This window comes from Solwaraspora sp. WMMB762 (assembly GCF_049179115.1).
GTDB lineage: Bacteria > Actinomycetota > Actinomycetes > Mycobacteriales > Micromonosporaceae > Micromonospora_E.
Window position 1 is genome coordinate 5,450,100 of sequence record NZ_JBMHMD010000001.1, and the last position, 26,252, is coordinate 5,476,351.

Below are 26,252 nucleotides of genomic sequence, written 5' to 3' on the forward strand. Positions count from 1 at the left end.
TTAGGCTTGCGAACTGGCGACAACGCGACTTGTCGGCGAACGTCTCATTTGTAACGACTCGAAAACGGAGAAAACACCTGTGACGGGATCGAAGCAAGACGTCCGCAGGTCGATCGCGCCGGGGTCGGTCGTCGTGATCCGCGACGAAGAGTGGCTCGTCGTCGCGACCGAGGAAACCGCCGACGGCACGTTGGTGCACGTCCAGGGTCTCGGCGATCTGGTCCGCGACACCACCGCTTCCTTCTACGACTCCCTCGACACGATCACGCCGCTGGAGCCGGCGGAGGCCACGGTCGTGGCCGACGGCAGCCCGCGCTACCGCACCGCGCGGCTGTGGCTGGAGTCGACGATCCGCAAGACGGCCGTACCGCTCGGCACCCGGGCGTTGTCGGTTGCCACCCGCGGCCTGGCCGACGCGCTCAGCTACCAGCAGTCGGCGGTGCGCAAGGCGCTGGCACCGGAGAACCTGCGACCCCGGATCCTGCTCGCCGACGCGGTCGGCCTCGGCAAGACCCTCGAAATCGGCATGATCTTGTCGGAGTTGGTCCGCCGGGGGCGCGGTGACCGGATTCTGGTGGTGACGCCCCGGCACGTGCTGGAGCAGATGCAGCACGAGCTGTGGACCCGTTTCGCGTTGCCGTTCGTCCGGCTGGACTCCGCCGGCATCCAGCGGGTGCGGCAGAAGCTGCCGGCGACCCGTAACCCGTTCACCTACTACAAGCGGGCGATCATCTCGATCGACACGCTCAAGTCCGATCGGTACGTCGCCAGCCTGCGCAAGCAGCGGTGGGACGCGGTGGTCATCGACGAGTCGCACAACCTGTCGAACACCGCGACGCTGAACAACCGGCTGGCACGGCTGCTCGCCCGCAACGCCGAGGCCCTGATCCTCGCGTCGGCGACCCCGCACAACGGCCGGGCAGATTCCTTCGCGGAGCTGCTGCGGCTGCTCGACCCGTCGGCGGTGCCACCCGACGGCACCCTCGACCGCGAGGAGGTGCGGCGGTTGGTGGTGCGCAGACACCGGCACAGCCCGGAGGTCGCGCAGGTCGTCGGCGCGGACTGGGCGAAACGGCAGGAACCCAACAACGTGCTCGTGCCGGCCACGCCAGCCGAGGACGCCGTCGCCCGTGAGCTGGAGGAAGTCTGGCTGTGGCCGGGCAAGGGCGGCAGCCCGTACTCGGGGCAGAACGCGTCGCTGTTTCCGTGGACGCTCGCCAAGGCGTTCCTGTCGTCCCCGGCCGCGCTGCGGGAAACCATCGACGGCCGGCTGGGCCGGCTCGCGCACGACGACCGGGCCGACGTCGAGCGTCAGGCGCTGCGGCGGCTCGCCGCGCTCAACGAGCAGACCCTGCGTCAACCGTCGGCGAAGTACACCCGCCTGGTCGCACACCTGAAGGAGATCGGCGTCGGCCAGGGATCGCCGGCCCGCGCGGTGGTCTTCGCCGAACGGCTGGAGACGCTGCGCTGGCTGCACCGCAGCCTGCCGAAGGACCTCGGGTTGCCCGCCGACGCCGTCGAGATCATGCACGGTGGTCTCGCCGACGACGAGCAGCAGCGCATCGTCGAGGCTTTCAAGCAAGAGAAGACAGCGGTACGGGTGCTCGTCACCGGCGACGTCGCCTCCGAAGGTGTCAACCTGCACGCCCAGTGCCACGAGCTGGTCCACTACGACATCCCGTGGAGCCTGATCCGCATCGAGCAGCGCAACGGCCGGATCGACCGGTACGGGCAGAAACATCCACCCCGGGTCACCGCGCTGCTGCTGGACCCGTCGAGCGAACGCTTCGCCGGCGACGTACGGATCCTCGCGAAGCTGGTGGAGAAGGAAGACCAGGCGCACACCGCGCTCGGCGACGCCGCCTCGCTGATGGGCTGCTACGACGTCAAGGGGGAGGAGGACGAGATCCGCGCGGTGCTCGCCGGCAAGAAGACCCTCGACGACGTCGTACGGCCGGTCGAGAAGGTCGCCACCGGCAACGACCTGGCCGCGATGTTCAGCCAGCTCTTCGACGCGCCCGCCGCGCCGGCCCCGCAGCAGACGGGCCCCGTGGCCGACGTCGCCGATCTCGACTCCGGCCTCTACCCCGACGACGTGTCCTACCTGGAGGACGCGCTGCAGGAGGCGTTCATCGAGCCGGCGGCCCCGCCGAAGAACGGGGGCGTCGGCTGGCGCCGCGACGCCGCGTTCGGCACCGTCGAGCTGACCCCGCCACCGGACCTCGCGCAGCGCCTCGACGTGCTGCCACAGTCGTACCTCGCCGACCGGCGGGTCACCGAACGACTCGTGTTGGCTGCCACCACGGGCCGAGGCAAGGACCGGCTCGCGGCGGCGTTGCGCGATGACAGCGACTCGACCTGGCCGGACGCGCACTTCCTCAGCCCGCTGCATCCGGTGCTGGACTGGGCGTCGGACCGGGCGTTGGCGGCGCTCGGCCGCAACGAGGTCTTCGCCGTTCGGGGCGCCGTCGACGCGCCCACGGTGCTGCTGCTCGGCACGCTCACCAACCGGCGTGGGCAGATCGTCTCGGCGGCCTGGCTGACCGCCGAGTTCCCGTCGCCGGACGACCCGTCGTTCTCGCTGGTCTCCCCGCACGAGTCTGCCCGCGACGCGCTGCACGCCCTCGGCTGGGGCACGGCCCGCAACAACCCGGGCCCGGTCGCCGACGTCGAGACCCTGCAGCGACTCGTCGCCCCGGCGGTGCACGAAGCCGAACGGCACCTGCGCACCGTGTTCGAGGCGTCGAAGAAGGACGTCGCCCAGCGGGTCGAACAGTGGTCGCAGCGGCTGGACCGCTGGGACGTCGAAGCAGACGCACTCATCCAACGCAGCGACATCAAGCAGCGCCGGGCCAGCGTCGAGCAGGAACGCGAAATGGTGCAGGCGATGGCGCCCGATCGACAGCTCGTACGGCCGCTGCTGCTGGTCGTCCCGGACATGGAAGGTGGCAAGCGGTGAGCGGCTCGGACGCGATCCTCGTCGGCGAAGGATGGATCTCGGAGCACTACTTCACCACCGAAGCCAAGGGCGAATCGTTCCGCGCCGAGGTCAAGAAGCGCCGCGACGCCTGGGACGCCGAAGCCAAGGAAGGCCGACCGACGCCGAGGTCGCGCTTCACCGAGGCCCGGCAGACCCTGGAAACCGAGCTGGCGACCCTGGCCGAGCTGCTCGACCCGGCCGCCAGCGCCGAGCCGCTAGACGGCCGTACGGCCGACGACGTCGCCGCCACCGTCCATGAGCGACTGATCGACGTGTTGGAGCTGACCGGCCACGGCCTGGTCGTGCGCCGCGACGGGCCGCTGCTGCGGATCTCCTCACCCGGGATCACCGACCGGGCGCCGCTGGTCGTCGTCTCGGCCCGTCCGGTCGCCGCCGTCGAGGAGCTGCTGGCCCGCGACGCGGCCACGCTGCCCGAACCGGTCAGCCTCACCGAGGGCACCGAGGAGCTGAAGTCCGCCGCCCGGCTGGTGTCCGCGTTGTTCGTCGCCGACGACGCCCCCGACCTGGTCCTGGTGCTCGCCGGCCGATGGGCGCTGCTCGCCGAGCGGGAACGCTGGGCCGAAGGCCGCTACCTCGCCGTTGACGTGCAGCTGGTCTGCGAACGCAACGACACCAAGAAGGGCGGGGAGATCGACCGGGCGCTGACCTGCCTCTCCGCCGAGTCGATCGCCCCGGACGCCGACGGCAAGCTGTGGTGGCACGACATCCTCGCTGCCTCGGTCAAGCACACCGTCGGCGTCTCCAAGGACCTGCGCGACGGTGTCCGGCTCTCGATCGAGATCATCGCCAACGAGGTCGTCGACCGTCGCCGCGCCAAGGGGCTCCCACCGCTGCCGGCCAGCGAAGCCCAGCCGCTGGCCAAGCAGTCGCTGCGGTTCCTCTACCGCATCCTGTTCTTGCTGTACGCCGAGGCGTCCCCCGAGCTGGGCGTGCTGCCGGTCGGTGCCGGAGAATACGACCAGGGCTACAGCCTGGACCGACTGCGGGACCTGGTCCAGGTGGAGTTGGCCACCCCACGTGCTCGCAGTGGCACCCACCTCTACGAATCCCTCGGCGTGCTGTTCCGCCTGGTCGACAAGGGACACCAGCCGGGCGCGGTCGCCGCCTCGGACGATGACACCGAAGGCGACGACGCACCGTTGGCCGCTGAAGGGCTGACCTTCAACGCACTGCGCGCCGACCTGTTCCGCCCGGAGGCGACCGCCCACATCGACGCCGTCGGCCTCGGCAACGTCGCCCTGCAGAAGGTCCTCACCCACCTGCTGCTCAGCAAGGAATCACGCGGCAAGGACCGGGGCTTCATCTCGTACGCCGAACTGGGCATCAACCAGCTCGGCGCGGTCTACGAGGGGCTGATGTCCTACACCGGCTTCTTCGCCGAAACCGACCTGTACGAGGTCGCCAAGAACGGCGACTCGTCCAAGGGCTCCTGGGTGGTGCCCACCGACCGGGTGGACGGCATCTCCGCCGCCGACTTCGTCAAGGCAACCGACGAGCAGACCGGCGAGTCGAAGCCGGTCCTGCACCCGGAAGGCTCGTTCGTCTTCCGGCTCGCCGGTCGTGAACGCCAGCAGTCCGCGTCGTACTACACCCCCGAGGTGCTGACCCGCTTCACCGTCGGCCAGGCCCTGGAGGAGCTGCTCGACCAGGACGGCCGCACCACCAAGGCCGCCGAAATCCTGGAGATGACGGTCTGCGAGCCGGCGCTCGGCTCTGGTGCCTTCGCCATCGAAGCCGTCCGGCAGCTCGCCGACCAGTACCTCAAACGTCGCCAAGCCGAGCTGGGCATCCGGATCGACCCCGACGAGTACCCGCGTCGGGTGCAGGAAGTCAAGGCGTACCTGGCGTTGCACAACGTCTACGGCGTCGACCTCAACGCCACCGCCGTCGAGCTGGCCGAAATCTCGCTCTGGCTGGACACCATGGTCGAAGGCCTCGCCGCGCCGTGGTTCGGCCTGCACCTGCGACGCGGCAACTCTCTCGTCGGTGCCCGCCGGGCCGTCTACCGGCGTAACCAGGTCAGCGACAAGTCCTGGCTCGGCGCGGTGCCGACCGACGTGCCGCTGACCTCACTGGTCGAGGACATGGAGGCCGAACGCGTCGCCAGCGGCGGCATCCACCACTTCCTGCTGCCGGCAGACGGCTGGGGAGCCGCCGCTGACGCCAAGGAAGCCGCTGCACTCGCCCCCGTGGCCGCGAAGCGGCTCAAGTCGTGGCGCAGCAGCGTCAAGTCGAAGCCCAGCCAGCAGCAGGTCAACACCCTGGTCGAGCTGGCGCACCGGGTCGAGGTGCTATGGCAGATCGCCTACCGCCGGCTGAGCATCGCCGAACGGGAGATCCGCCGGGCGATCGCGGTCTGGGAGGCGGGCGACTTGCCGGCCGGAGGTGGCGTGCAACGCGAGCAGATCGAGGCCGCACTCGCCGACCCCGATGGCGCCTACCAGCGGTTGCGCCGGGTGATGGATGCCTGGACCGCGCTGTGGTTCTGGCCCCTCACCGACGAGATCACCACGGTCGATGGGGCACAGGTCGCGCCACCCACCATGACAGAATGGCTCGCCGGTTTGCAGGCGCTGCTTGGACGCAGCCCTGAGCTGCGCAAGCCATCCCTGCCGCGTGAGACGCTCGCCGCCAGCGCAAGCTGGGACGAGCTGAACGAGGGCGAGAAGATCGACCTCGGCTTCGCTAACGCCCTCCCCGTAGCCGATGCGCTGCGGAAACACCCGTGGCTGGTGGTGTGCGAGCGGGTCGCCGAACAGCAAGGCTTCTTCCACTGGAACCTCGACTTTGCCACCGTCTTCGCCCGCGGCGGCTTCGACCTCCAAGTCGGTAACCCACCCTGGGTTCGACCGATTGTCGACATTCCTGCCCTGCTAGCCGAGGGCGATCCGTGGTGGCAGCTCGTCGTTAAACCGACGCAGGTACAAGTAACGGCTCGCCGCGAGACGACCCTTGTTCTCCCGGGACTCGCAGACCTCGTCGTGGATGGCGTGACGGATGTCGCCTGCCTTGCCGAATTTGCTGGATCAGTATCGCAGTATGGTTCCCTTAAGGGCCTGCAGCCCGACTTCTACCGCTGCTTCATGTTGCAGAGCTGGCGGCATGGATCGCGGCATGGAATCATTGGGCTAATACATCCTGAGTCGCATTTTACGGATGAGAAGGCGAAGGCTGTTCGTGGGGAATCCTACCGGCGACTGCGCCGCCATTGGCAATTCATGAACGCATTGTTCCTGTTTGAGGTCCACGACCAGGTTTCCTATGGTGTCCACATCTATGGCGAGTGCCTGGACAATCCCCGCTTCTTGATGGCAACTTCCCTCTACCACCCCGAAACGGTGGAGCGTTCGTTGGGGCATGATGGCTCAGGGGTCGAGCCAGGCACGAAAGACGTGAGTGGAAACTGGGACATTCGCCCGCATGCGGCTCGGATTACGTTGGTTACCAAGGAAACCCTGTCAACCTGGCACGGAGTTCTCGAGGATGACAGCGTCTCGGTAGGGCAGTCACGTATGGTGTATGCGGTCAATAGTTCGGTGGCGAGGGTACTGTTCAAACTTTCGGGTGCGCGGCGAATTGGTGAAGCGGGACTCCATTTTTCGCCTGGCTGGCATGAGAAAAGTGATCGAACTAAGGGCTACTTTGAGTTGGAGTGGGGTGCGGTCAGATCGTGGAATGATGTGATCTTGCAGGGTCCTCACCTATTCGTAGCGACTCCGCTGTACAAGATGCCGAACAAGACGATGCTGCACAACCAAGACTGGTCGGCGACTGACTTCGAGGCGCTGGCTGTCGATGCAGTTCCGGTGACCTCGTACAAGCCGGTTGGCGATCGGGAGCGGTACGATCGCGACTATACGAATTGGGGCTCGAAGGAAGACCCCGACCTTGCGTGCAAATACTATCGGCTCGCGTGGCGGAAGATGGCTGCCAATACTGGAGAACGGACGCTTATCTCAGGCATCATCCCACCGGGTGCAGCTCATATCGACGGAATTTCATCTCTTGGTGTTCCGGATGAACATCCGCTCCGCCTGGTGGAAATTGCTGGATTTGCGGCATCTCTTGTATGTGATATGGTTGTCCGCGTCGCACCGAAGGCGAATATTCGCTATAGTACGATAGCTCGATTGCCTGGCAACGTGCAAATTGAGATGGAATCTGAAATCGTCTTTCGTGTGCTTCGGCTGAACTGTGTGACGGATGCCTACGCGGATCTGTGGCGGGAGTGTTACACGCCCGAGTTCCTTGACGATCAGTGGGCGGGTGGGTTCGCGCATGCTCGGCGGCGGCCGTTGGGGGCGGTAGGACCGGAGTGGGACGCGGACACGCCGCTGCGGATCGCGGCGGACCGTCGGCAGGCGCTCGTCGAGATCGATGCGTTGGTGGCGCTGATGCTCGGGCTGACCGCCGACGAGCTGTGCACGATCTACCGGACCCAGTTCGCCGTGCTCTATGGCTACGACCGCAACGTCTACTACTACGACGTCAACGGGCGGCTGGTGCCCAACTCCGTGTTGAGCGTGTGGCGGAAGAAGGGCGACCGGATCACCGAGGAGGAGCGGACCGCGACCAACCAGGCGGGCAACACGTACACGTACGAGCTGCCGTTCGTGACCCTGGACCGGGAGGCGGACATGCGGCAGGCATACGCCCACTTCGAGCAGCTGCTGCGGGAGCGCACGTGAGCGAGCTGCTCCCCACCCACCAGGCGGACCGGATCCGGCACAGCCTCGTCGACTACCTGACGACGACGTTCGGGCTGACCGACGGCGACGCCCGCGACGGCCTGGACCGCTTCCTGTCCGACCCGGACACCGGCATGTTCAAAGGCCCGTACGTGCGGCTGCGACTGCCGTACCGGCCCGCCGACGCCGGCTGGCGGGACACCCTGGAGTGGTACGAAGGCTTCCCGCCGCCGTACGGCCACCAGGCCGCCGCGTTCGCCCGGCTCGCCTCGGCAGCCGGCGGACAGCCGCGCCGGCCGCTGCCGACCCTGGTCACCACCGGCACCGGCTCGGGCAAGACCGAGGCGTTCCTGGCACCGATCCTGGACCATGTGCAGCGGGCCCGCCGCGACGGGGTGACCGGCATCAAGGCGTTGATCCTCTACCCGATGAACGCGCTCGCCAACGACCAGGCGGCCCGGTTGACGAAGCTGCTCGTCGAGCAGCCCGACCTGGCCGAGGTGACCGCTGCGCTCTACACCGGGCAGGCTGGGGAGACCCGGCCGGCGGTGAGCGCCGACGGGCTGATTACCGACCGGGAGATCATTCGGGACACCGCGCCGGACATCCTCCTGACCAATTACAAGATGCTCGACCAGCTGCTGCTGCGGGTCGAGGACCAGGAGCTGTGGCGACAGTCGGCGACCAGCCTGCGGTACCTCGTACTCGACGAATTTCACACCTACGACGGCGCGCAAGGCACCGACGTGGCGATGCTGCTGCGCCGGCTCGGCCTGGCCCTCAAGAGCCACTGGCGCGACGACGACCCGGCCATCGACGACGCCGCGCGCAGCCGGCCGCTGGGGCTGGCGACCCCGGTGGCGACCTCGGCGACCCTCGGCGACAAGGGCGACCCGCTGGTGATGCTCGACTTCGCCCACACCGTGTTCGGTGAACGGTTCAACGCCGACTCGATCGTCACCGAGACCAGGCTCGACCTCGACGAGTGGTCCGCCGGCGCGGCCGACCAGACCACCGCCGCCAACCTTCACCCGGTCGAGGTCGGCACGCTGGACGTGACGGCCGCGCTGGACGCCGTCGCCGACCTCGGCCACGACCCGACCGGTGAGCAGCTCGCCCACGTCGTCCTCAGCCAGCTCTACGGCGTCGAACCGGAGCGGTTCGCCGGCGCCGACCCGCACCTGCTGCTCGCGCTCTGCCAAGCGCATCCGCTGGTGCACACCCTGGCCCGCGAAGCCGAACATGCCGTCGCCTTAGACGCCCTCGCCGAACGGGTCTTCGGCGTCGGTCACCCCGCCCGCGCCCAGGCGCTGCTGACGCACGTGATCGCCGCGCTCGGGCACGTCCGCGCGGTCGCCGGCCGTGACGCGCTCGCCGTCGACGTGCACCTGTGGATCCGGGAGCTGACCCGCATCGACCGGGCCGCCGCCACCGCCGCACGGTTCCGGTGGAGCGACGACGGCCCGCCGGTCCCCGGCGGCGACGCCGAGGACACCCGGCCGTCCTTCCCGGCGATCTTCTGCCGACACTGCGGCAGATCCGGCTGGGGGATCGGCCTCGCCCCGGTCGGCAACAGCCTCACCCCCGAGGACGATTACATCCGCCGCGACCACGCCGTCAAGGAGGGCCGGTTCCGGCCACTGCTGTACGCGCCGGCCGAAGCCGCCGCCAGCATCGACAGCGGCGAGCCCATCGACGGACTGGTGTGGTTCTCGATCCGCAGCCGGGAACTGCTCACCAGCGTCGCCGACGACGACCCGGAGCTGCGCGACGGCTGGATCCTGCCGGTGCTCACCAACCTCGGCACCGACGCCGACCAGCAGAGCCGCAAGGACGCCTGCCCGTCCTGCGGGCAGGAAGACGGCATCCGGTTCCTCGGCAGCGCGGTCGCCACGCTGCTGTCGGTGTCGCTGTCGACGCTGTTCGGCTCGCCGACCCTCGACGCCCGGGAGAAGAAGGCGCTGGTCTTCACCGACTCGGTGCAGGACGCCGCGCACCGGGCCGGGTTCGTCCAGGCCCGGTCGCACACGTTGACGCTGCGGTCCGTGCTGCGGCACGCCGTCGCCGACGGGGAGCTGACCCTCGACGCACTCGTCGAGGAAGTGATCCGGCAAGCCGGCGACGACCCGTTCGCGCGCTACCGGGTCCTCGCCCCGGACTGCGCCGACCGGGAGTCCTTCGTGGAGTTCTGGAAGGCCGGAAAGCTGCGTGCGGTGCCCGCGAAGGTGCAGGCCCGGGTGCGCAAACGGCTCGCGCTCGACGCCGCGCTGGAGTTCGGGCTCAACTCCCGCACCGGCCGAACCCTGGAACTCACCGGCGCGGTCGCCGTCGAGGTCACCGCCGGTGAACCCGCCCGGATGGCCGGGACGGCCCGAGCCGTGCTCGACGGCGCGTCCTGGCAGGCCGCGCTCGGCGTGACCGGGCCCGACGACGCGACGCTGGTGCGGTGGGTCCGCGGCCTGCTGGACCGGATGCGCGCACAAGGTGCCATCGACCACCCGTGGTTCGACCACTACCGGGCCGAAGACGGCCGCGACTGGTCGATCTGGGGCGGGCGGCCCCGCAGCGACGGCATGCCGGCGTTCCCCCGAAACCGGCCCCGGCCCGCGTACCCGAGGGTCGGCGGCGGCGCCGGACCGGCCAACGGCGGACTGGACCCGGTGACCACCCCACAATCCTGGTACGCCCGCTGGACGTCCCGCGTACTCGACGTCTCCCCGCTCGACGGCGGCCGGCTCGCCCGGCAGCTGCTCGACCGGCTCGCCCGCGACGGAACCCTCACCACGACCACCAGCGAATCCGGCGCCACCGTCTACGGGATCCCCCCGTCTGCGGTCGTCGTCGCGCCAGTCGACGAAGCCGACCTGGCCGCCGGCCGGCACCTGCTGGTCTGCGAGACCTGCCGGGCCGTCACCCCGGGCACCGTCGACGTCGTCGCCCAGCTCACCGGTGCACCCTGCCTGCACGTGCGCTGCCGTGGGCACCTGCAGCCCGACCGGCTGAAGGACAACTTCTACCGACGGCTGTACGGATCCCCGGACATGCGCCGAGTCGTCTCCCGGGAACACACCAGCCTGCTCGACGACGAGACCCGCCTGGCGTACGAAGACGGGTTCCGCGACGCCGCGACCAGCCCGCAGGCCCCGAACGTCCTCGTCGCCACCCCCACCCTGGAGATGGGTATCGACATCGGCGACCTGTCGGCGGTGCTCCTCGCGTCGCTGCCCCGCACCGTCGCCTCCTACCTGCAGCGGGTCGGCCGCGCCGGCCGGCTCACCGGCAACGCGCTCAACCTGGCCTTCGTCACCGGGCGCGGTGAGCACCTGCCGAAACTCGGCGACCCGCTGTCGGTCATCGACGGAGAGGTGCGGCCACCGGCGACCTACCTGGCGGCGGAGGAGATCCTGCGCCGGCAGTACACCGCTTACCTGGCCGACGGCTTCGCCCGCGACGCCGGCCGCCGCCACCCGAGGACCGCCGTCGGGGCGATCGCCTCGACCAACCCGGGCACCTTCCTCGGTGACCTGGTGTCGCACGCCGAGACCAGCGCCGACGAACAGCTGCCCCGATTCGTGGCCACCTTCGACCTGCCCGACGACGTCGTCGAGCGGCTGCGCGACTGGCTGCGGCCGGTCAGCGGGCCACGGACCAGCGGGTTCGCCGCGCACGTACAGGAAGCCAGCCGCCGCTGGCGGGACAACGTCGAGACGCTGGAACGCCGACGGACGAAGATCACCGAGCTGCTGCCCGAGCTGGAAGCGAAGACGGCGTCGCCTGCCGCCACCGACGACGACAAGCAGGCGTTGCGGTCGGCGCGATCCGCCCTCGGGCTGACCGGCGGTCAGCTGGCCGACCTGCGCGGCGGCTACTGGATCAGCGTCCTCGAAGAATACGGACTGCTGCCCAACTACACGCTGCTCGACGACACCGTCACCCTCGACGTCGGTCTGTCCTGGATGGATCCGGATACTCTCACGTACACCTACGACCGGGCGCACTTCGCACGCGGCTCCGCGCAGGCGCTCAGTGAGTTCGCCCCCGGCGCCACCTTCTACGCCCGTGGCTGGGAAATCGACATCGACGCCGTCGACCTCGGCATGGACGGCTCGGCGATCCGCAAGTGGGCGTTCTGCCCCGCCTGCGGGTACGCCGTCGACGTCGCGCTGACCGGCCGTGAAGTGCCGGTCCCGGCCTGCCCGCGCTGCGGCAGCACCGGCATCGGCGACACCGGGCAACGACTCGACGTCGTCGAACTGACCCGGGTCTCCGCCGAAGTGCGCCGCGACGAAGCCGCCATCTCCGACCGCAAGGACGATCGAACCCGTACCGGGTTTCTGGTCGTCGTCGCCGCCGACGTCGACCCGGCGAACGTCGCCCGCCGCTGGTTCGTCGAAGGCACCGGGCTCGGCTGCACCTATCTGCGCGTCGTCGACCTGCGCTGGATCAACCTGGGACTACGCGGGCACGGCACCACCCGGACGATCGCCGGCGACGAGCGGCAGGGCAACCTGTTTCGCGTCTGCTCCGGCTGCGGCAAGAAAGACACCGAAACCGGCCGCAACCGGCCGCACGAGCACCGGCCGTGGTGCCCACATCGGATGTCGCCCACCGAGAAGACCAGCACCATCGCGCTGTCCCGGACGCTGCGTACCCAAGGGTTGCTGATCCGGCTGCCGCACGCGGTCAGCATCGGCGACGACTTCGCCGTGCCCAGCCTCTCCGCCGCGCTGCTGCTCGGCCTCCGGGAACAGATGGGCGGCCACCCCGACCACATCCGGGTCGAACACGTCGTCGACCCCACCCTCACCGACGGCACCGACAACCACGACGCGATCCTGCTGCACGACGCGGTACCCGCCGGGACCGGCTACCTCGCCGAAACCGCCACCCCCGAGCGGCTACGCGAACTGCTCGTCCTCGCCTGGGATCGGGTCCGTGACTGCGAATGCCGCCACGAAGACCGGCTCGCCTGCCATCGATGCCTCCTGCCGTTCACCGACCCCGGGGCCGTGCGGCGAGTCTCCCGGGCATCGGCCGAACGGCACCTGCGTGCCCTGCTCGAGCTCGCGCCCGACGCCGAAACCGCAGAAGGGACGACCTGGACCGTGACCGAGGTGGCACCGCACGAGGAGCCCGAGTCGCATCTGGAACGCGCCTTCCACCGGATCTTCGTCGGCCGGCTGCGGCGAGCCGGTGCCGCCGTCTCCGAAGCGCCCGGGCCGACCGGCAACGTCGTGCGGTTCACCCTGCCCGGCATGCACCGGCAGTGGACCCTCACCCCGCAAGCCAACGTCGTCGATTCCCGGCCCGACTTCCTGCTGGAAACCAACGACATGAACGTGCCCACGGTCGCCATCTTCACCGACGGGCGGGCGTACCACGCCACCGCTGCCGCGAACCGGCTCGCCGACGACGCCGCGAAACGGGCCAACCTGCGCGACGCCGGATTCGTGGTGCTCGCCGCCACCATCGCCGACGTCGAACCCGGCGACCAGGGCGCCGCCCCGCCCTGGTGGTACAACCCCGACATGGCCGGCAACCTGATGAACATACCGCAACTGCAGGCGCCACCAGAGGCGTACCGTAGCCTCGGCCGAGGACCCGTCGACTGGCTCGTCGACTGGGTGTCGAACCCCCAACCGGCTGCGGTCCGGGCCGTCGCCCGCGCCGTACCGATGTTCCTGTCGGCCGGAGCGCACGTGATGCCCGTCGCCGATTCGGTCACCCCCGAAGAGTTGGCCCGTGCCGCCCTGCTCGACGAGCACCTGCCAGTCGGCGAGCGCAAGCTCTACCTGAACCGCCGAGGAGCCCTCGCGGTGGTCGTGGAGATCCTCGCCGGAATGGTCGTCGAAGTCGCCGTGGTCCTCGACGACCGCGACGAAGCACTCGACGACGCCCACGCCGAAGCGTGGCGAGCATGGCTGCGGTTGTCCAACGCGCTGGCGCTGCGAGACTGGCCGACCGTAGTGACCACCACGAGCCTCGTCCACGCCGCCGCCGGCGACCCGGCCGACGAGCAGACCGGAACCGTGCTCGGACGCCCTGTCGGCGCCTGGGCCGACGTCTACGACGCCGCCGCGCCCGGCGAAGAACGACGACTCGTCGCCGCGCTCGCCGCGCACGACGGAATCGCCCCGCCAGTGGTCGGCGCGGAAGGCCCCGACGGCATCCCACTCGACCTTTCCTGGCCCACCCTGCGAGTGGCCGTCGCCTTCGCCCACATGTCGGCACAAGATCGCGCCGACCTCGCCGAAGCAGGCTGGCGACTCGTCGAGCCCACCCCCGAACTCGTCGCCGAAACCGTCACCCACGTCCTCGACCCCGCCGGAGAACGCTGATGCCGACGATCATCATGGGCAAGCTCGCCAACAAAATCGACGGCTCCGTGCGCGGAAAGGCCATGGCCTTCCTGCAGAAGCTCGGCACCGACGACGCCACACCCGGCCTGCACGTGGAACCGATCCAGAAATCCGCCGACCCCCGGGTACGCACCGGCCGGGTCGACGAATTCTGGCGGGCTGTGATGTTCCGCCTCGACGGAGACGGCGAAACGCACTACGTCATCCACGGGATCTGGCCGCACGACGACGCGATCGCCGTGGCCGGGCGCGTACGGCTCAAAGTCAATCCGATCAACGGCCTGCCGCAGATCGAGGAGATCGACCCCACGCCGCCCCCGCCCCCACCTCCGCCGCCGGCCCGGCCCGTCGCCGAACCGCTGCTGCTGCGGCTCGGCCACGACCAGACGGACCTGATCGAGGTCCTCGGCCTGCCCGCCGACGTCGTCGCCGACGCGATGGCCGCAGCCGACGAGGACGCCGTGCTCGACCTGGCGCAGCGCCACGACGGCTGGGTCGGCACCATCCTCGTCGACCTCGCAGCAGGCGACACCGTTGACGCGATCGTCGCCCGGATGCAACTGGAGAAGACCGACCCGGCCGCCGACGCCGACGCCGACGTGCTGCAGTCACTCAAGCGCCCGGCAGCCGCGCTCCAGTACGCCTTCATCGGCGACCAGGAGGAACTGCGCCGCGTCATCGAAGACGGCGACTTCGGTGCCTGGCGGATCTTCCTGCACCCCGAGCAGCGCCGGTACGTCGAACGCCGCTACAACGGCCCGTACCGGGTCTCCGGTGGAGCCGGCACCGGCAAGACCGTCGTCCTCGTCCACCGCGCCCGCGCGCTGGCCCGGCGTGACCCGCAAGCGCGGATCGTGCTGACCACCTTCACCACCAACCTCGCCGAAGCCCTCGGCGACAACCTCACCCAACTCGACCCCCAGGTGCCGCAGACCAAGACGCTCGGCCAGCCCGGCGTGTACGTGGCCGGAGTCGACGCGCTGGCCGCCGCCGTGCTGCGCGGCGCCGGCGGTGGGCTCACCGCCGCCATGCGGGACGTGCTCGGCGAAGAACGGTCCACCCCGGTCGCCAGGACAGCCGGCACCCGCTGGCGGGAGACGATCGAATCGACCGGGACCACGCTGCCACCAGAGCTGGCCAACGAGACCTTCCTCGCCACCGAGTACGCCCACGTCGTACTGCCCAACAAGATCCACGACGAGGCCGGCTACCTACGGGTCCGCCGCCCCGGCCGAGGCGTGGCACTCGACCGCGCCAAGCGCGCGGCGGTGTGGGAGCTGATCGCCGCGTACCGGGCACAGAGCCGTATCGACGGCAGCCTCGACTTCGCCGAGGCCGCCGCTGTCGCCGCCGCACACCTGACCGGCCAGCCCGACCGACCCGCCGACCACGTGCTGGTCGACGAGGGGCAAGACCTGTCACCGACCCATTGGCAGCTGCTGCGTGCCCTCGTCGCCGCCGGACCGGACGACATGTTCATCGCCGAGGACTCCCACCAGCGCATCTACGGCGCCCGCACCGTGCTGTCCCGGTACGGCGTCGCCGTCGTCGGCCGATCCCACCGGCTGACCCTCAACTACCGCACCACCGCCCAGAACCTGAAGTACGCGTTGGCGATCCTCGACGGCGCCGAGTTCGTCGACCTCGATGGCGACCGTGAAGCCACCGGTTACCGCTCCGCCCGGACCGGACCGACACCGGTCGTGGAATCCGCAGACTCCATCACCGACGAGCTGACGGCGATCGTCGGCACCGTGCGCCGCTGGCTCGACGAAGGCGCCGCACCCGACACGATCGCGGTCCTCGTCCAAGACCGATTCCACCGGGACCGGGTCGTCACCGCCCTGACCGACCAGGGCATCGACGCCCGTGCCGTCGACCGTGACCGTCCGCCAGCAGGTCGAGTGCCAGTGCTGACCATGCACCGAGCCAAAGGCACCGAGTTCTCCAAGGTCGTACTCGCGCTCGGCAAGCCGTCCCCGGCCGAACTCGCCAGGATGGAATCGTTGGATCCCGCAGACCGGGCCGACGCGGAGCTGCGAGCCCGATCGCTGCGCTACGTCGCGGCGACCCGGGCACGCGACGAGCTGATGGTGGTCCGGCGACCAGGGTCAGGCCAGTAGCGGCGCGTGCGGGGGCGGCACGACGGCGTCGATCCGCTGCTCCAACTTGTGGGGGTTGGCGAAAAACTCCACGTCGCTCACCGACTCCAGCTCGCGGACGATGGCCGGCGACCAGTCGTCTTGTGTCCCGTCGAGAGCTGCGATGCGCTGCTGTTTCGGCACCTCGGACAGGCTGAAGATGTGGTAGCAGTGCGAGGCAGCTTGCTCCTGGTCGCGTCCGCTGACCGCCTGCACGTATGCGGCCTTGTTGGCGGACGACACCTGCAGAGTGACCTGTCGCTCGCGACCCGAGCTCAGGCGCATCGCCGCCTCGCGCCGTACCCGTCGACCATCCTTGGTTGCCCACTCCTTGACCCGATCGACGACCTGATCGGGGAAGCGAACCAGTGGTTGCTTCACCGCCAGCCACCGCAGCTGGTCCACCCGCATCGACGCTTGGGCGACGGCGAGCACCAGCTCGCCCAACGACTCCTTGGCGCCGTAGGTGGCCAACTCGCCGGGCACGGCGTTGAAGCCGTTCAGGCCGGACAGGCGCGCGGCCTCAGCGATCGCCTCCGCAGGACGACCGTGGTCGAAGTTGACACCAGCCATCGACAGCAGGGTGGTCGCCATGGCGCGGTCGGAGATGCGGTAGCCATCGCCGATCGGCTCGACGAGCAGGCGCACCGCGTCGCCGTCGCCGTAGGTGAGCGGCAGGTCGATGAGCAGGCCGTCGCCGTACGCCTGGGTGACGCTGTGGTCGTTGACCGCGCGCAAGATCGCGCCTACGACGGTTTCGCTGTTCATCGCCACCCCCATCACGGCTCTACCCAGGTGAAATCAGTACCCAGCTCGACGAGGCACTCTGCCGCGAACGCTTCAAATATCGCACGGTAGACGCCTGGAGCGACGCGAGGCGCCAACGGCACTTCGGGGATGTCCGTAGGCTTATAGGCGACTTCGTCGCCCATCGCCGGCTCTGTCTGATGCTTGTGGGTGCCATCGATGGGCCGGTGCGTGTGGTTGACGCACAGTCGCCGAGCCGAGAAGCCGTCACGACCAGCGCCGACGAGGTACTGAAGGAAAGGCTCGCTCGGTCGTAGCGGATGGACCGTCATCCGTAGGACGCACGGCGCAAGATGCTTGATGGCGATCCGGACCTGGACCAGGCCCTCCTTGTCGAGGCCGGGCTTCTGCCTCCAGGTGATGCCCCCAACGGTCGTTGCGGAGGCGGCGGGTGACAGGAGGCTGCCCAGGTTCGCGTGCGTGGCCAGCGGGGAGGCTTGCCTGCTCAACGATGCTCACCGGTCCAGGGGGAGTGGCGGGGAGGGGATTCGACCCTGTCGGACCAGTCGCGCGTCAGGGTCGATCTGCCACAAGGTTACGGCACGACTACGCCTCGCCGCCGGCCCGCTTAGCCTATCGTCGCAGCCGGGACCGGTCCCGGCTAGTCCGAGTTGTACCAGACGAGCATCCCGGGACCGTCCGGAGTGGTCACCGGTATCCATGCCTCGTCGGCCTCGTGCATACGGCTCTCGTCCAGTTGCAGGGCATGTGGCTCCTGGCTGTGTCGATCGCACGCCCAGTAGGTGATGCCGCCGATGATCCTGCGGAGCCTGCTCCGCTCCGGCTCCGACCATGCACGGTTCCGTGTGCCAGCGCCACGGAAGTCCTTCTCGAACAGCTCGCGAAGCGCGTCCAACGCGTCCTCATCCGCCATCGGGACGAGGAAGCCCTCCACCTGCCCTTGTCGACACGCCGTACCGCCGTACTGCTGCTGATAGACCACCCCCGTCCGGGCCTCGACGACCAGGTGAATCCACATGCCGGCCGTACCGTCAGGGTCCAGAAACACGAACCGCCCACCGCTCATGGCGTCAGTCTTCCTGACGACCAGGCGTGTGCCCGTTGTGGTTGACTGGGTAGCGCGTACGTAGGTGGGGGAGCGGGGCCGGAGGAGGTGGCGGCGCGGTGGTGCAGTTGCCGGCGGTGCTCGGTGAGCCGATCCGGTTCGTGCTGAACTGGGGTCGCCGCTACTCGCTGTGGGTGTTCAACTTCGGCCTGGCCTGCTGCGCGATCGAGTTCATCGCCACCAGCATGGGCCGGCACGACTTCATCCGGCTCGGCGTCATCCCGTTCGCCCACGGGCCGCGCCAGGCCGACCTGATGGTCGTCTCCGGCACCGTCACCGACAAGATGGCGCCGGCGATCAAGCGGCTCTACGACCAGATGCCCGAGCCCAAGTACGTGATCTCGTTCGGTGCCTGCTCCAACTGCGGCGGCCCGTACTGGGACTCGTACTCGGTGACCAAGGGCGTCGACCAGCTGATCCCCGTCGACGTGTACGTGCCCGGCTGCCCGCCCCGGCCGGAAGCCCTGTTGCACGGCATCCTGCGGCTGCAGGACAAGATCGCCGCCGAGCGCTCCGGCATCGGCGGCGTGCACCGGCCCGACCCGCTCGCCTCGCCGGTCGACCGGCTCACCGCACCGGTCGTCAAGCCACCGAGCTGAGCCGGCCCACCAGCCGGAACCAGACCGACCGGCGAGCTGACCCGGCGTACCGCCGGGATCTGACCCGGCGCTCAGTGGCGCGGTTGCTGAAACGCGGTAGCCTGCGCCAACGTGAGTGATTCTCAGCGCGCGACGCAGATCGTCGACATCCTGACCGCCGAGTTCGGCGAGCTGATGGCGGTGGACCCGGCCGCCTTCCGCCGCAAGTTCCGCAAGATGGCCGCCAGCCCGTTCGCGTTCTACCGGGGCACCGCCTGCCTGTTCTACGCCGACCAGACCGAGCCCGACGGGCCGTTCAACGACGACAGCTTCTGCGACAAGCAGACCAGCCGGGTCTGGATCCACGGCGACCTGCACGCCGAGAACTTCGGCACCTACATGAACGGCTCCGGCGAGCTGGTCTTCAACGTCAACGACTTCGACGAGGCGTACGTCGGCCCGTTCATCTGGGACCTGCGCCGCTTCGCCGCCAGCCTCGCCCTGATCGGCTACGGCAAGGCGCTCTCCGACGAGATCATCGGCACCCTGGTACGCGAGTTCGCCACCGCCTACCTGGCCGAGCTGCGGGCCATCGTCGCCGGCGGCGAAGAGGCGATCGGCTCGATCACCCTGGCCAACGCCACCGGCGTGCTGCGCCACGTGCTGCAGGAGGCCCGGCTCAACACCCGCGTCGGCCTGCTGGAGAACCTCACCACCATCAATGACTACGAGCGGCGGTTCATCATCCGCGACGGGGTGTACGAGGTCGACGACGACACCCGGGCCGCGGTCACCGCCGCGTTCGGCGACTACCTGGCCACGCTGCCGCACCGGGCCGGCGGCGGTCGCGCCGTCGCCGCCCAGATCAAGGACATCGTGCTACGCAAAGGCGTCGGCATCGGCTCGGCCGGGCTGCCGTCGTACAGCATCCTGCTCGAAGGCCACACCCAGGCGCTGGAGAACGACGTCGTCGTCTACATGAAGCAGGCCCAGGTGCCGGCCGTCGCCCGGCACGTCCACGACGAAGGCGTCCGGTCGTACTTCCGGCACCAGGGCCACCGGACCGCCGAGTCGCAGCGGGCGTTGCAGGCCCACGCCGACCCGTGGCTCGGCTTCACCGAGCTGGCCGGCGTCGGCCAGCTCGTCGCCGAAGTCTCGCCGTACGCCGCCGACCTGGACTGGTCCGACGTCAACGAGCAAGACGAGCTGACCGGCGTCGTCACCGACCTGGCCCACTCGGTGGCCCGGATGCATTCGGTCGCCGACGACGAGTCCAGCCACGACCTGGTCGACTACTCGACCGAGGAGGCGATCGTCGCGGCGATCGACACCGACGAGGCCGGCTTCGTCGCGGGCCTGGTCGACTTCGCCCACCGGTACGGTGCCCGCGCCCGCACCGACCACCGGATCTTCGTCGACCTGTTCCGCAACGGCCAACTGCCCTGGGTCTAGCGCCGGGTGCCCGGTAACAGCGAGATCAAAATGTCAGGTCGCCGACCGCGCCGTTGGGCCGGGGCTGCCATCCTGGACAGTGTCGGCACGGACACGGATGAAGGGCTACCGTGGCGAGAAGATCCAGGCAGATCCCGGCCCGGCGGGGTAGCGGCAGCGGCAGGGCCAATCGTTCCGGTAGCGGCCTGAAGAACGCCGTGATCCTGACGGTCATCACGGCGGTCGTCGGCGCGGTAGTGGCCGCGGTGCTGACCAGGGAGTCCCTTCTCGGTCTGGTCGACCGGGCCCAGGGCGGGACGCACCTGACGTACACGTTGGAGCGTCACTTCCCCACGACGTCGATCGGCGACGCCTGGGCCCTGCCGGCAGATGTGACGGCCGAGCAGGAGGCGGCGATGCCGCAGGCCGGGCCGGACTTCCACAAGTGGGTGCTGGCCGAGGGCGGTGTGCAGGTCTACAGCCACGTGACCCGCATCGAGTTCACCAACCCCCGGGAGCGCCAGGTGCGGATCAACAGTATCCGGGGCCGGGTGGTGGACAGCCAACCAGCGTGGGACGGCAGCCTTTTCTGCGAGTACTCGGAGGGCACCGGGGACGTCACCGTCGTCGAAATCAACCTCGGTGACCAGGACCCGGTCGCGCGAGTCGCGAACGGTCGAGGGACCGGCTCCTCCTACTTCCTCTCCAACGGAGACATCACGCTGGCCAAGAACGAGACCCACAGCCTGGTGGTGACCGCACTTCCGCCGCCCGGTCGATGGGCGGCGTGGCACCTCGAAGTCAGATACACGGTCGACGGCGAGCCAGCCACGCTCGTCATCGACGACAACGGCTCGCCGTTCACCATCAGCGACGAGGCTGACGACTACCAGACCTACCTCGTCCGGGCCGGAAAGCAGGAGTTCGACCACGACTGGCAGAAGGACAACGGCTGGTACGAACGGTCCCCAGGCCAGTGCAGGAATTGGTAGTGGCCCGGTTGAGGAACCGCCGAGCACTCGCCGTCGCCGTGAGCGCGGTGCTTCTCGCGACGCTCCTCGTCGCCTGCACCGGCAGCGAATCCGGGTCCGAGGCCGAGCCTGAGGCCGAGGCGACTCCTGCGGTCGAGTCCGACGCGCCGCCGACGGCGGAGTTCGACGCCCCACCGACGGTCTCGTCTGACGCCCCGTCAACGGCGGAGTCCGACGGCCCGCAACTCGACGTCACCGCCACCAGCACAGTGGACGACTTCGGACTGCCCGGCGACGCGGCGGTCGTCGCCTTCCCCAGCCTCGCCGAGCCACCCGACCCACCAGCCGGGATCAGCACCTGCGGCGACCTGCACGCCTGGATGCGGACCCAGGGCGCGATCGACGTCGGCGGCAGCCAGGTCCAGGTCAACCTCTGGGCGCCGACCGACGACGTGACCGTCACCGCCACCAAGGTCGAAGTGGTACGGCTGGACCGGCGCGACCCGTTCGAGAGCCGGGCGATCGCCTGCTCCGCCACCCAGAAGGTTCCCGACGAGGGGCAGCTTCCGCTCGTTGACGTGCCCGGTGACACGCCCTCCCGGGCCGGCGACGCCCGGACCCTGGACGGGCTGGAAACCGGTGTGCCCACCGAGGTGCCAGCCCACTACGTACACATGTTCTGGACGTCACCGCAACCGATCGAGCTGCTCGCCGGCGACCGGAAGCCGTACATCACGGTCCGGCTGGAGGCCCGCTACGGCTGGTACGACTGGGAGCTCGTCGTACACCTGCTCGTCGACGGAGAGCAGCGGACCTACCGGCTGCGGGACGGCCGCGACGACCGGCCGTTCAGCACCAACTCCGGTTACCTCGGTGACGACCTGACCCGCCTGCCACGTACGGAGAGCTACGTGTGGTGTGTGCACGACCAGCCGCCGCGACTGCACCGGCAGACCGCGCCGTTCCTCTGCCCCGATGAGGACCGATGAGCCGGGCGGGCCGGCGCGGCGTCGTACGCCTCGTCGCGGCGTCGGTCGTGCTCGCCGCCATCGTGGGCGCGACCGCCCATGTCGTCTGGACCAGATTCGGCCCCGGCGACCCCGACGGGGCAGGGCGGCAGCCGATCGGCAGCGGGCTGTTCGCCGTGACCGACGGCGAATCGCTGACCCTGATGCGCGGGAGCCGCCCGGCGGTGACCATGCCGGCCGGGGACGGCTGGTCGCTGGGCCGCCCCAGGTTCACCGCCGACGCCGCCTACGCGTACGCCATCTCCAGCAACGAGGATCGCGAGCAGCACCGGATCCTGGTGGTGGACGTCGCCACCGGCCGACAACACACCGTCGACTGCCCGGACTGCCCCGACGAGGGCACCCCGGTCGCCGCCGGCGGCAGCAGCGTGGCCTACCTGGACCAACGGAACCAACAGGCAGACCTGCGGGTCCTGGACCTGGCCACCCCGGAGGAACCACCGAGCAGTACGCCGGTACGGGGCCTGCCGCCGACCCCCGATCCGGACCGTGGATACCGGGTGATCGCCGCCGTGCCGGACGTCGTCCTCGTCGCACCGAGCCGGGGGACCGGCAACCTGCAGCTGATCAGCCGCGACGGGACGGCACGGACGGTGGCCGGCGATTCCGACAGCAGCGTCCCGTTCGACGCCGCAACCGGCACGGTCGACGGTGCCACGGTGTTCGCGTTCGACGCTTCGGTCATCCAACCGGTCGAGGAAAGCGAGTTCCACTCCTGCCAGTCTGCTGGCGTGTCACTGCTCGACCCCGCGTCCGGGCAGCTGACCAGGACCCCGGGTTTCGCCATCGAACACGGCCCCGACGACGGCACGCGCGTCACCGACCTGTGGTGGGGAGCCGACGGCGAGCTGTACGCCCTGGTCCGGCCGTACTTCTGCCGGACCGACCGGCTGGACCGGAGCAACCCCGACCACCGGCGGGCCAGGCCGGTGACCCTGTGGCGGCTGACCGACGGCCAGTGGGAGCGCCTGGACAGCCTCCGAGGTGCCGAGTGGATCCGGCAGATCGACCCGGAAACGCAGATCATCCTCGACCGTAGTCGCCGCCTCGTCGTGCAGGACGAGCAGCGGCAGGTCGTCGTGGACACCGACCGGGAGCCGATGGTGACGGTGCCGCCGGCAACCGGCGCTGACCCGGCCATGGCGGTACGGACGACCCCGCCGCCGTGCACCGAACAATTCTTCGCCGACCAGGCCCCGACGCTGATCGACGAGCCGGACGTCACGTCGGTCAACTGCCGGGACGGGTACGCCCACGTCCAGTTCACCGACACCGCACACGCCGACCGCCCACGCCAGGCGGTGCTGTTCGCCGCGATCGGGGCGAGCTGGCACACCCGGGCGCTCTCCACCGGATGGGACGGCCGGTTCCGCCCCGCCGACCTCGCCTACTTCGACCTGGACCCGCAGGAGTTGCAGCCACTGTTCCCGGACATGATGCAGGAGCCGCCGCCCCCGGCGGAGCCACCGGACGTCTCCGCCTTCGTCGGGGCGTGGCGCAGCCAGGAGGACGGCCCACTCGAAGTGCGCCCGGACGGCAGCGCCGAGGCGACGTACCTGGTTGACCGGTGGTCCGACCCGGTGTGGATGTCCACCGTCCAGCTGAAGATCATCCTCGCCACCCGCAACTCCGCGATCGCGGAAGTGGTCGCCAGCGACGGCCAGGGTGCCCAGGTCGGCAGCCAGTTCCGGTTCGGCTTTCAAGGCGACTGGCTCGTCCTGACCCCGCCGTACGGCTACGGGAATCTGTTCAAGCCCGCCTGAGCCGGGTCAGCCAGGACGGCGTGGATCCGGGCGACGACGCCGACCACTGGCGACGGACGGTGGCATGACCGGGCTACCGTCGAGTGGTGGCCCGACCCGGTTGGCGGTTCGAATCGACAGAGTTGCTGAGCGCCCCACTGGTGGCCGGTGGACTCGTCCACGTCGCCGGTGAGGACGGGCACGTCCACACCCTCGACGCCGGCAGCGGCCGGCCCCGGTGGCGGGCCCGGCGGGGCGAGCCGAAGCCCAACCCGTACTACCCGCCGCTGCCGCCGGTGCTCGCCGGTGACACCTTGGCCGTCACCGCCTCCCTCGGCGGGTCCGGCTGGGCGGACGCGGTGCTCGGGCTGGCCACCGCCGACGGCGCCCAGCGGTGGACGTACCCGCTCGTCGGCACCACCGTCACCGGGCTCGCCGCCGACGACAAAGACGTCGTCGTCACCGACCGCGACGGTCTGACCTGCCTCGACCCGGCCGACGGGCGGGTGCGGTGGACGGTGCCGCCGCCGCAGACGACCGGGCCGTGGGAGGCCGTCTTCGACCAACCGGCGGTCGACGGCGACCATGTGTACGCGATCGCCCGGATCCGCACCCAGAACTCGCCCACCGACGGCGGCTACCTGATCATGGCCTTCGACCGGTCCACCGGCACCGAAGTCTGGAGTGGCCGCGTCGAAGGCGGCGGCGGAGCCACGCTGACCGTCGGCGGTGACCTGGTCTGCGTCGGCGACGGTCAAGGCCGGTTCATCGTGCTCCGCCGCGACACCGGCGACACGGCCTGGCTGGTGCGGGCCGGCCCGAAGTTGGGACTGCCGATCCGATCCGGGCTGCTTCCGTTCGCCGCACCGGGCGGGGCGGCGGCGTTCGCCGGTCAGCAGGTCGACCGGCCGGTGCTCACCGAGCAGGAGATCCACGTGCCGAGCCGCAACGGCGACGTTCACCTGCTGGACCGGGACACAGGCGAGGTGCGGCGCGTCTGGCGGATCGGCGTACCGGCGCTCAGCATCGCCGTCTCCGACGAGCTGCTGCACGTCGGCGGCATCCACGGGCTGCTGGTCGCGTTCCACCGGGACCGCCGCGAGGTGAGCTGGTGGCGGAGGCTGCCGGTCGGCCGGATCGACGCGCTGACCGTCGCCGACGACCTGCTCCACGTCGGCGGCGAACGGCACCTCGCCGCAGTCGACCCGGCCACTGGGGCCGGGGCCTGGCGTCGCTTCTCGGCCCGGGTCCGCCGGTCGTCGTACCCGTCGGGGTCGGCCGGCCGGGAGCTGACCAACGCCGACCTGCCCTGGGCCTGACGGCCCGTCCTCAACCCGGAGCGCCGGCCCGCCGGGTGGACCGGTCAGAACTCGATGACCGTCTTGATGCCTTCCTCCTCGGCGTACGCCCGCTCGAAGTCGTCTAGGCCGTACCGGTGGGTGATCAGGCCCATCAGCCAGTCGTGGTCGGCGCGGGCCAGCGCCTCGGCGGCCTGCCGCCAGTGCCGCCGGTTGGCGTTGACCGTGCCGAACAGGACGTTGTTCTTCAACACCAGGCAGCGGTTCAGCTCGTTGAGGTCCAGCTCGATGTGGTGGGCCTTGGCGTTGATCCCGGTCAGGCAGCCGATGCCGTTCGGCGCCAGTTTGCTGAACACCTCACGGACCACCGGCGGCGCGCCGGTGCACTCGATGATGACGTCCGGGTCGAAGTCCAACTCCTCCACCGGCACCGCGTGGTACGTCGCACCCAGCCGGCGGGCCAGCTCCGGCTTCGGCCCCGACGTGCCCCGGGCCAGCACATGCGTCTCCAGGCCGCGCTGCACGCTCAGCAGCGCCGCCAGCAGCCCGATCGGGCCGGCGCCGGTGACCAGCACCCGCTGCGGTGCCCAGAAACCACGCGCCCCGATCCTGTCGACGTGGTCCCAGGCCTTCGCGACCACGCTGGTCGGCTCCAGCAGCACCCCGGCCAGCCCCAGCTCCGGCCGCAGCGGTACGGCGTACTCGGCCGGCACCCGCCACCGCTGCCGGGCGAACCCGTCGATCCCCTTGATCCCGCACTCGGTGTACCGCCCGTTGGTGCACATGTCCCACTCGCCGGCGGCACAGTACCGGCACGGCACCGGGTCGGGCCGCCGGACGATCCCGGCGACCAGGTCACCTGGCCGGGTCGTCCCACTCGGGTCCTCGACCACCCGGCCCAGCGACTCGTGGCCGAGGACCAGCGTGTCCCGGCCCGGCGGCGGTTCGCCGTAGTCACCGCCGAGGATCTCCCCGTCGGTGCCGCAGATGCCGACCGCGACCGCCTCGACCAGCACCTCACCCTCGTCGGGTGACGGCTCCGGCACGTCGTCGACGAGCCGCAGCGAATCGGCCTTGCCCGGGGTGACAGTCAGCGCACGCATGACCAGGATGTTTCCCCGCAGGTCAGTACCTACACGCGC

14 protein-coding genes are annotated in these 26,252 nt (G+C 69.9%); 10 read left to right on the forward strand and 4 right to left on the reverse strand.

Annotated elements, in window-relative coordinates; all coding sequences use genetic code 11:
* Positions 1-79 precede the first annotated feature (79 nt).
* The 4 genes from ACN27J_RS24370 to ACN27J_RS24385 are packed head-to-tail and all read left to right on the forward strand — an operon-like array spanning position 80 to position 16,171.
* On the forward strand, positions 80-2,959 hold the full coding sequence (locus ACN27J_RS24370; RefSeq protein WP_421369827.1) for a helicase-related protein: 2,880 nt from the start codon (positions 80-82) through the stop codon (positions 2,957-2,959).
* The gene (locus tag ACN27J_RS24375) at positions 2,956-7,689 is read left to right on the forward strand and encodes a class I SAM-dependent DNA methyltransferase (protein ID WP_421369829.1); all 4,734 of its coding nucleotides are present in this window, start codon (positions 2,956-2,958) and stop codon (positions 7,687-7,689) included. The genes ACN27J_RS24370 and ACN27J_RS24375 overlap by 4 nt, the downstream gene beginning before the upstream one ends.
* Positions 7,686-14,027, forward strand: a complete 6,342-nt coding sequence (locus tag ACN27J_RS24380) for a DEAD/DEAH box helicase (RefSeq protein ID WP_421369830.1) — start codon at positions 7,686-7,688, stop codon at positions 14,025-14,027. The genes ACN27J_RS24375 and ACN27J_RS24380 overlap by 4 nt, the downstream gene beginning before the upstream one ends.
* Positions 14,027-16,171 carry a UvrD-helicase domain-containing protein gene (locus tag ACN27J_RS24385; RefSeq protein ID WP_421369832.1) on the forward strand — a complete coding sequence of 715 codons (2,145 nt, stop codon included), beginning with the start codon at positions 14,027-14,029 and terminating at the stop codon, positions 16,169-16,171. Before ACN27J_RS24380 ends, ACN27J_RS24385 begins: the two co-directional genes overlap by 1 nt.
* On the opposite strand, the gene ACN27J_RS24390 is transcribed toward ACN27J_RS24385, so the two are convergent.
* The 3 genes from ACN27J_RS24390 to ACN27J_RS24400 form a co-directional block, all read right to left on the reverse strand.
* Entirely contained in the window at positions 16,160-16,957 is a 798-nt protein-coding gene (locus ACN27J_RS24390) for a hypothetical protein (RefSeq protein ID WP_421369834.1), read from the reverse strand. The genes ACN27J_RS24385 and ACN27J_RS24390 overlap by 12 nt on opposite strands.
* An 11-nt stretch (positions 16,958-16,968) precedes the next feature.
* The gene (locus tag ACN27J_RS24395; protein ID WP_421369836.1) at positions 16,969-17,445 is read right to left on the reverse strand and encodes a hypothetical protein; all 477 of its coding nucleotides are present in this window, start codon (positions 17,443-17,445) and stop codon (positions 16,969-16,971) included.
* A gap of 152 nt (positions 17,446-17,597) precedes the next feature.
* Positions 17,598-18,023, reverse strand: a complete 426-nt coding sequence (locus tag ACN27J_RS24400) for a DUF6210 family protein (RefSeq protein WP_421369838.1) — start codon at positions 18,021-18,023, stop codon at positions 17,598-17,600.
* A 101-nt stretch (positions 18,024-18,124) separates the two neighbouring features.
* Here ACN27J_RS24400 and ACN27J_RS24405 point away from each other — a divergent pair, with 101 nt between their 5' ends.
* The 6 genes from ACN27J_RS24405 (at position 18,125) to ACN27J_RS24430 (ending at position 25,131) form a co-directional block, all read left to right on the forward strand.
* The gene (locus ACN27J_RS24405; protein ID WP_421372435.1) at positions 18,125-18,661 is read left to right on the forward strand and encodes an NADH-quinone oxidoreductase subunit B; all 537 of its coding nucleotides are present in this window, start codon (positions 18,125-18,127) and stop codon (positions 18,659-18,661) included.
* A gap of 174 nt (positions 18,662-18,835) precedes the next feature.
* On the forward strand, positions 18,836-20,092 hold the full coding sequence (locus tag ACN27J_RS24410) for a DUF2252 domain-containing protein (RefSeq protein ID WP_421372437.1): 1,257 nt from the start codon (positions 18,836-18,838) through the stop codon (positions 20,090-20,092).
* A gap of 197 nt (positions 20,093-20,289) precedes the next feature.
* Positions 20,290-21,063: a hypothetical protein gene (locus tag ACN27J_RS24415; RefSeq protein ID WP_421369839.1), complete on the forward strand. Its 774-nt coding sequence runs from the start codon at positions 20,290-20,292 to the stop codon at positions 21,061-21,063.
* Positions 21,064-21,101: 38 nt separating this feature from the next.
* Positions 21,102-22,031, forward strand: coding sequence for a hypothetical protein (locus ACN27J_RS24420; RefSeq protein WP_421369841.1), 930 nt, complete (start codon positions 21,102-21,104; stop codon positions 22,029-22,031).
* Entirely contained in the window at positions 22,028-23,833 is a 1,806-nt protein-coding gene (locus tag ACN27J_RS24425; RefSeq protein ID WP_421369843.1) for a hypothetical protein, read from the forward strand. Before ACN27J_RS24420 ends, ACN27J_RS24425 begins: the two co-directional genes overlap by 4 nt.
* Before the next feature lie 86 nt (positions 23,834-23,919).
* The gene (locus ACN27J_RS24430; protein ID WP_421369845.1) at positions 23,920-25,131 is read left to right on the forward strand and encodes a PQQ-binding-like beta-propeller repeat protein; all 1,212 of its coding nucleotides are present in this window, start codon (positions 23,920-23,922) and stop codon (positions 25,129-25,131) included.
* Positions 25,132-25,175: 44 nt separating this feature from the next.
* On the opposite strand, the gene ACN27J_RS24435 is transcribed toward ACN27J_RS24430, so the two are convergent.
* Positions 25,176-26,213 carry a glucose 1-dehydrogenase gene (locus ACN27J_RS24435; protein WP_421369847.1) on the reverse strand — a complete coding sequence of 346 codons (1,038 nt, stop codon included), beginning with the start codon at positions 26,211-26,213 and terminating at the stop codon, positions 25,176-25,178.
* Between the last annotated feature and the right edge of the window lie 39 nt (positions 26,214-26,252).

What these genes read in the sequence shown, in the direction of transcription:
- ACN27J_RS24385 (WP_421369832.1), top strand. Translation starts at nt 14,027, where the DNA reads ATGCCGACGATCATCATGGGCAAGCTCGCCAACAAAATCGACGGCTCC.
- ACN27J_RS24390 (WP_421369834.1), bottom strand. Translation starts at nt 16,957, where the DNA reads ATGAACAGCGAAACCGTCGTAGGCGCGATCTTGCGCGCGGTCAACGAC.
- ACN27J_RS24400 (WP_421369838.1), bottom strand. Translation starts at nt 18,023, where the DNA reads ATGAGCGGTGGGCGGTTCGTGTTTCTGGACCCTGACGGTACGGCCGGC.
- ACN27J_RS24410 (WP_421372437.1), top strand. Translation starts at nt 18,836, where the DNA reads ATGGCGGTGGACCCGGCCGCCTTCCGCCGCAAGTTCCGCAAGATGGCC.
- ACN27J_RS24425 (WP_421369843.1), top strand. Translation starts at nt 22,028, where the DNA reads ATGAGCCGGGCGGGCCGGCGCGGCGTCGTACGCCTCGTCGCGGCGTCG.
- ACN27J_RS24435 (WP_421369847.1), bottom strand. Translation starts at nt 26,213, where the DNA reads ATGCGTGCGCTGACTGTCACCCCGGGCAAGGCCGATTCGCTGCGGCTC.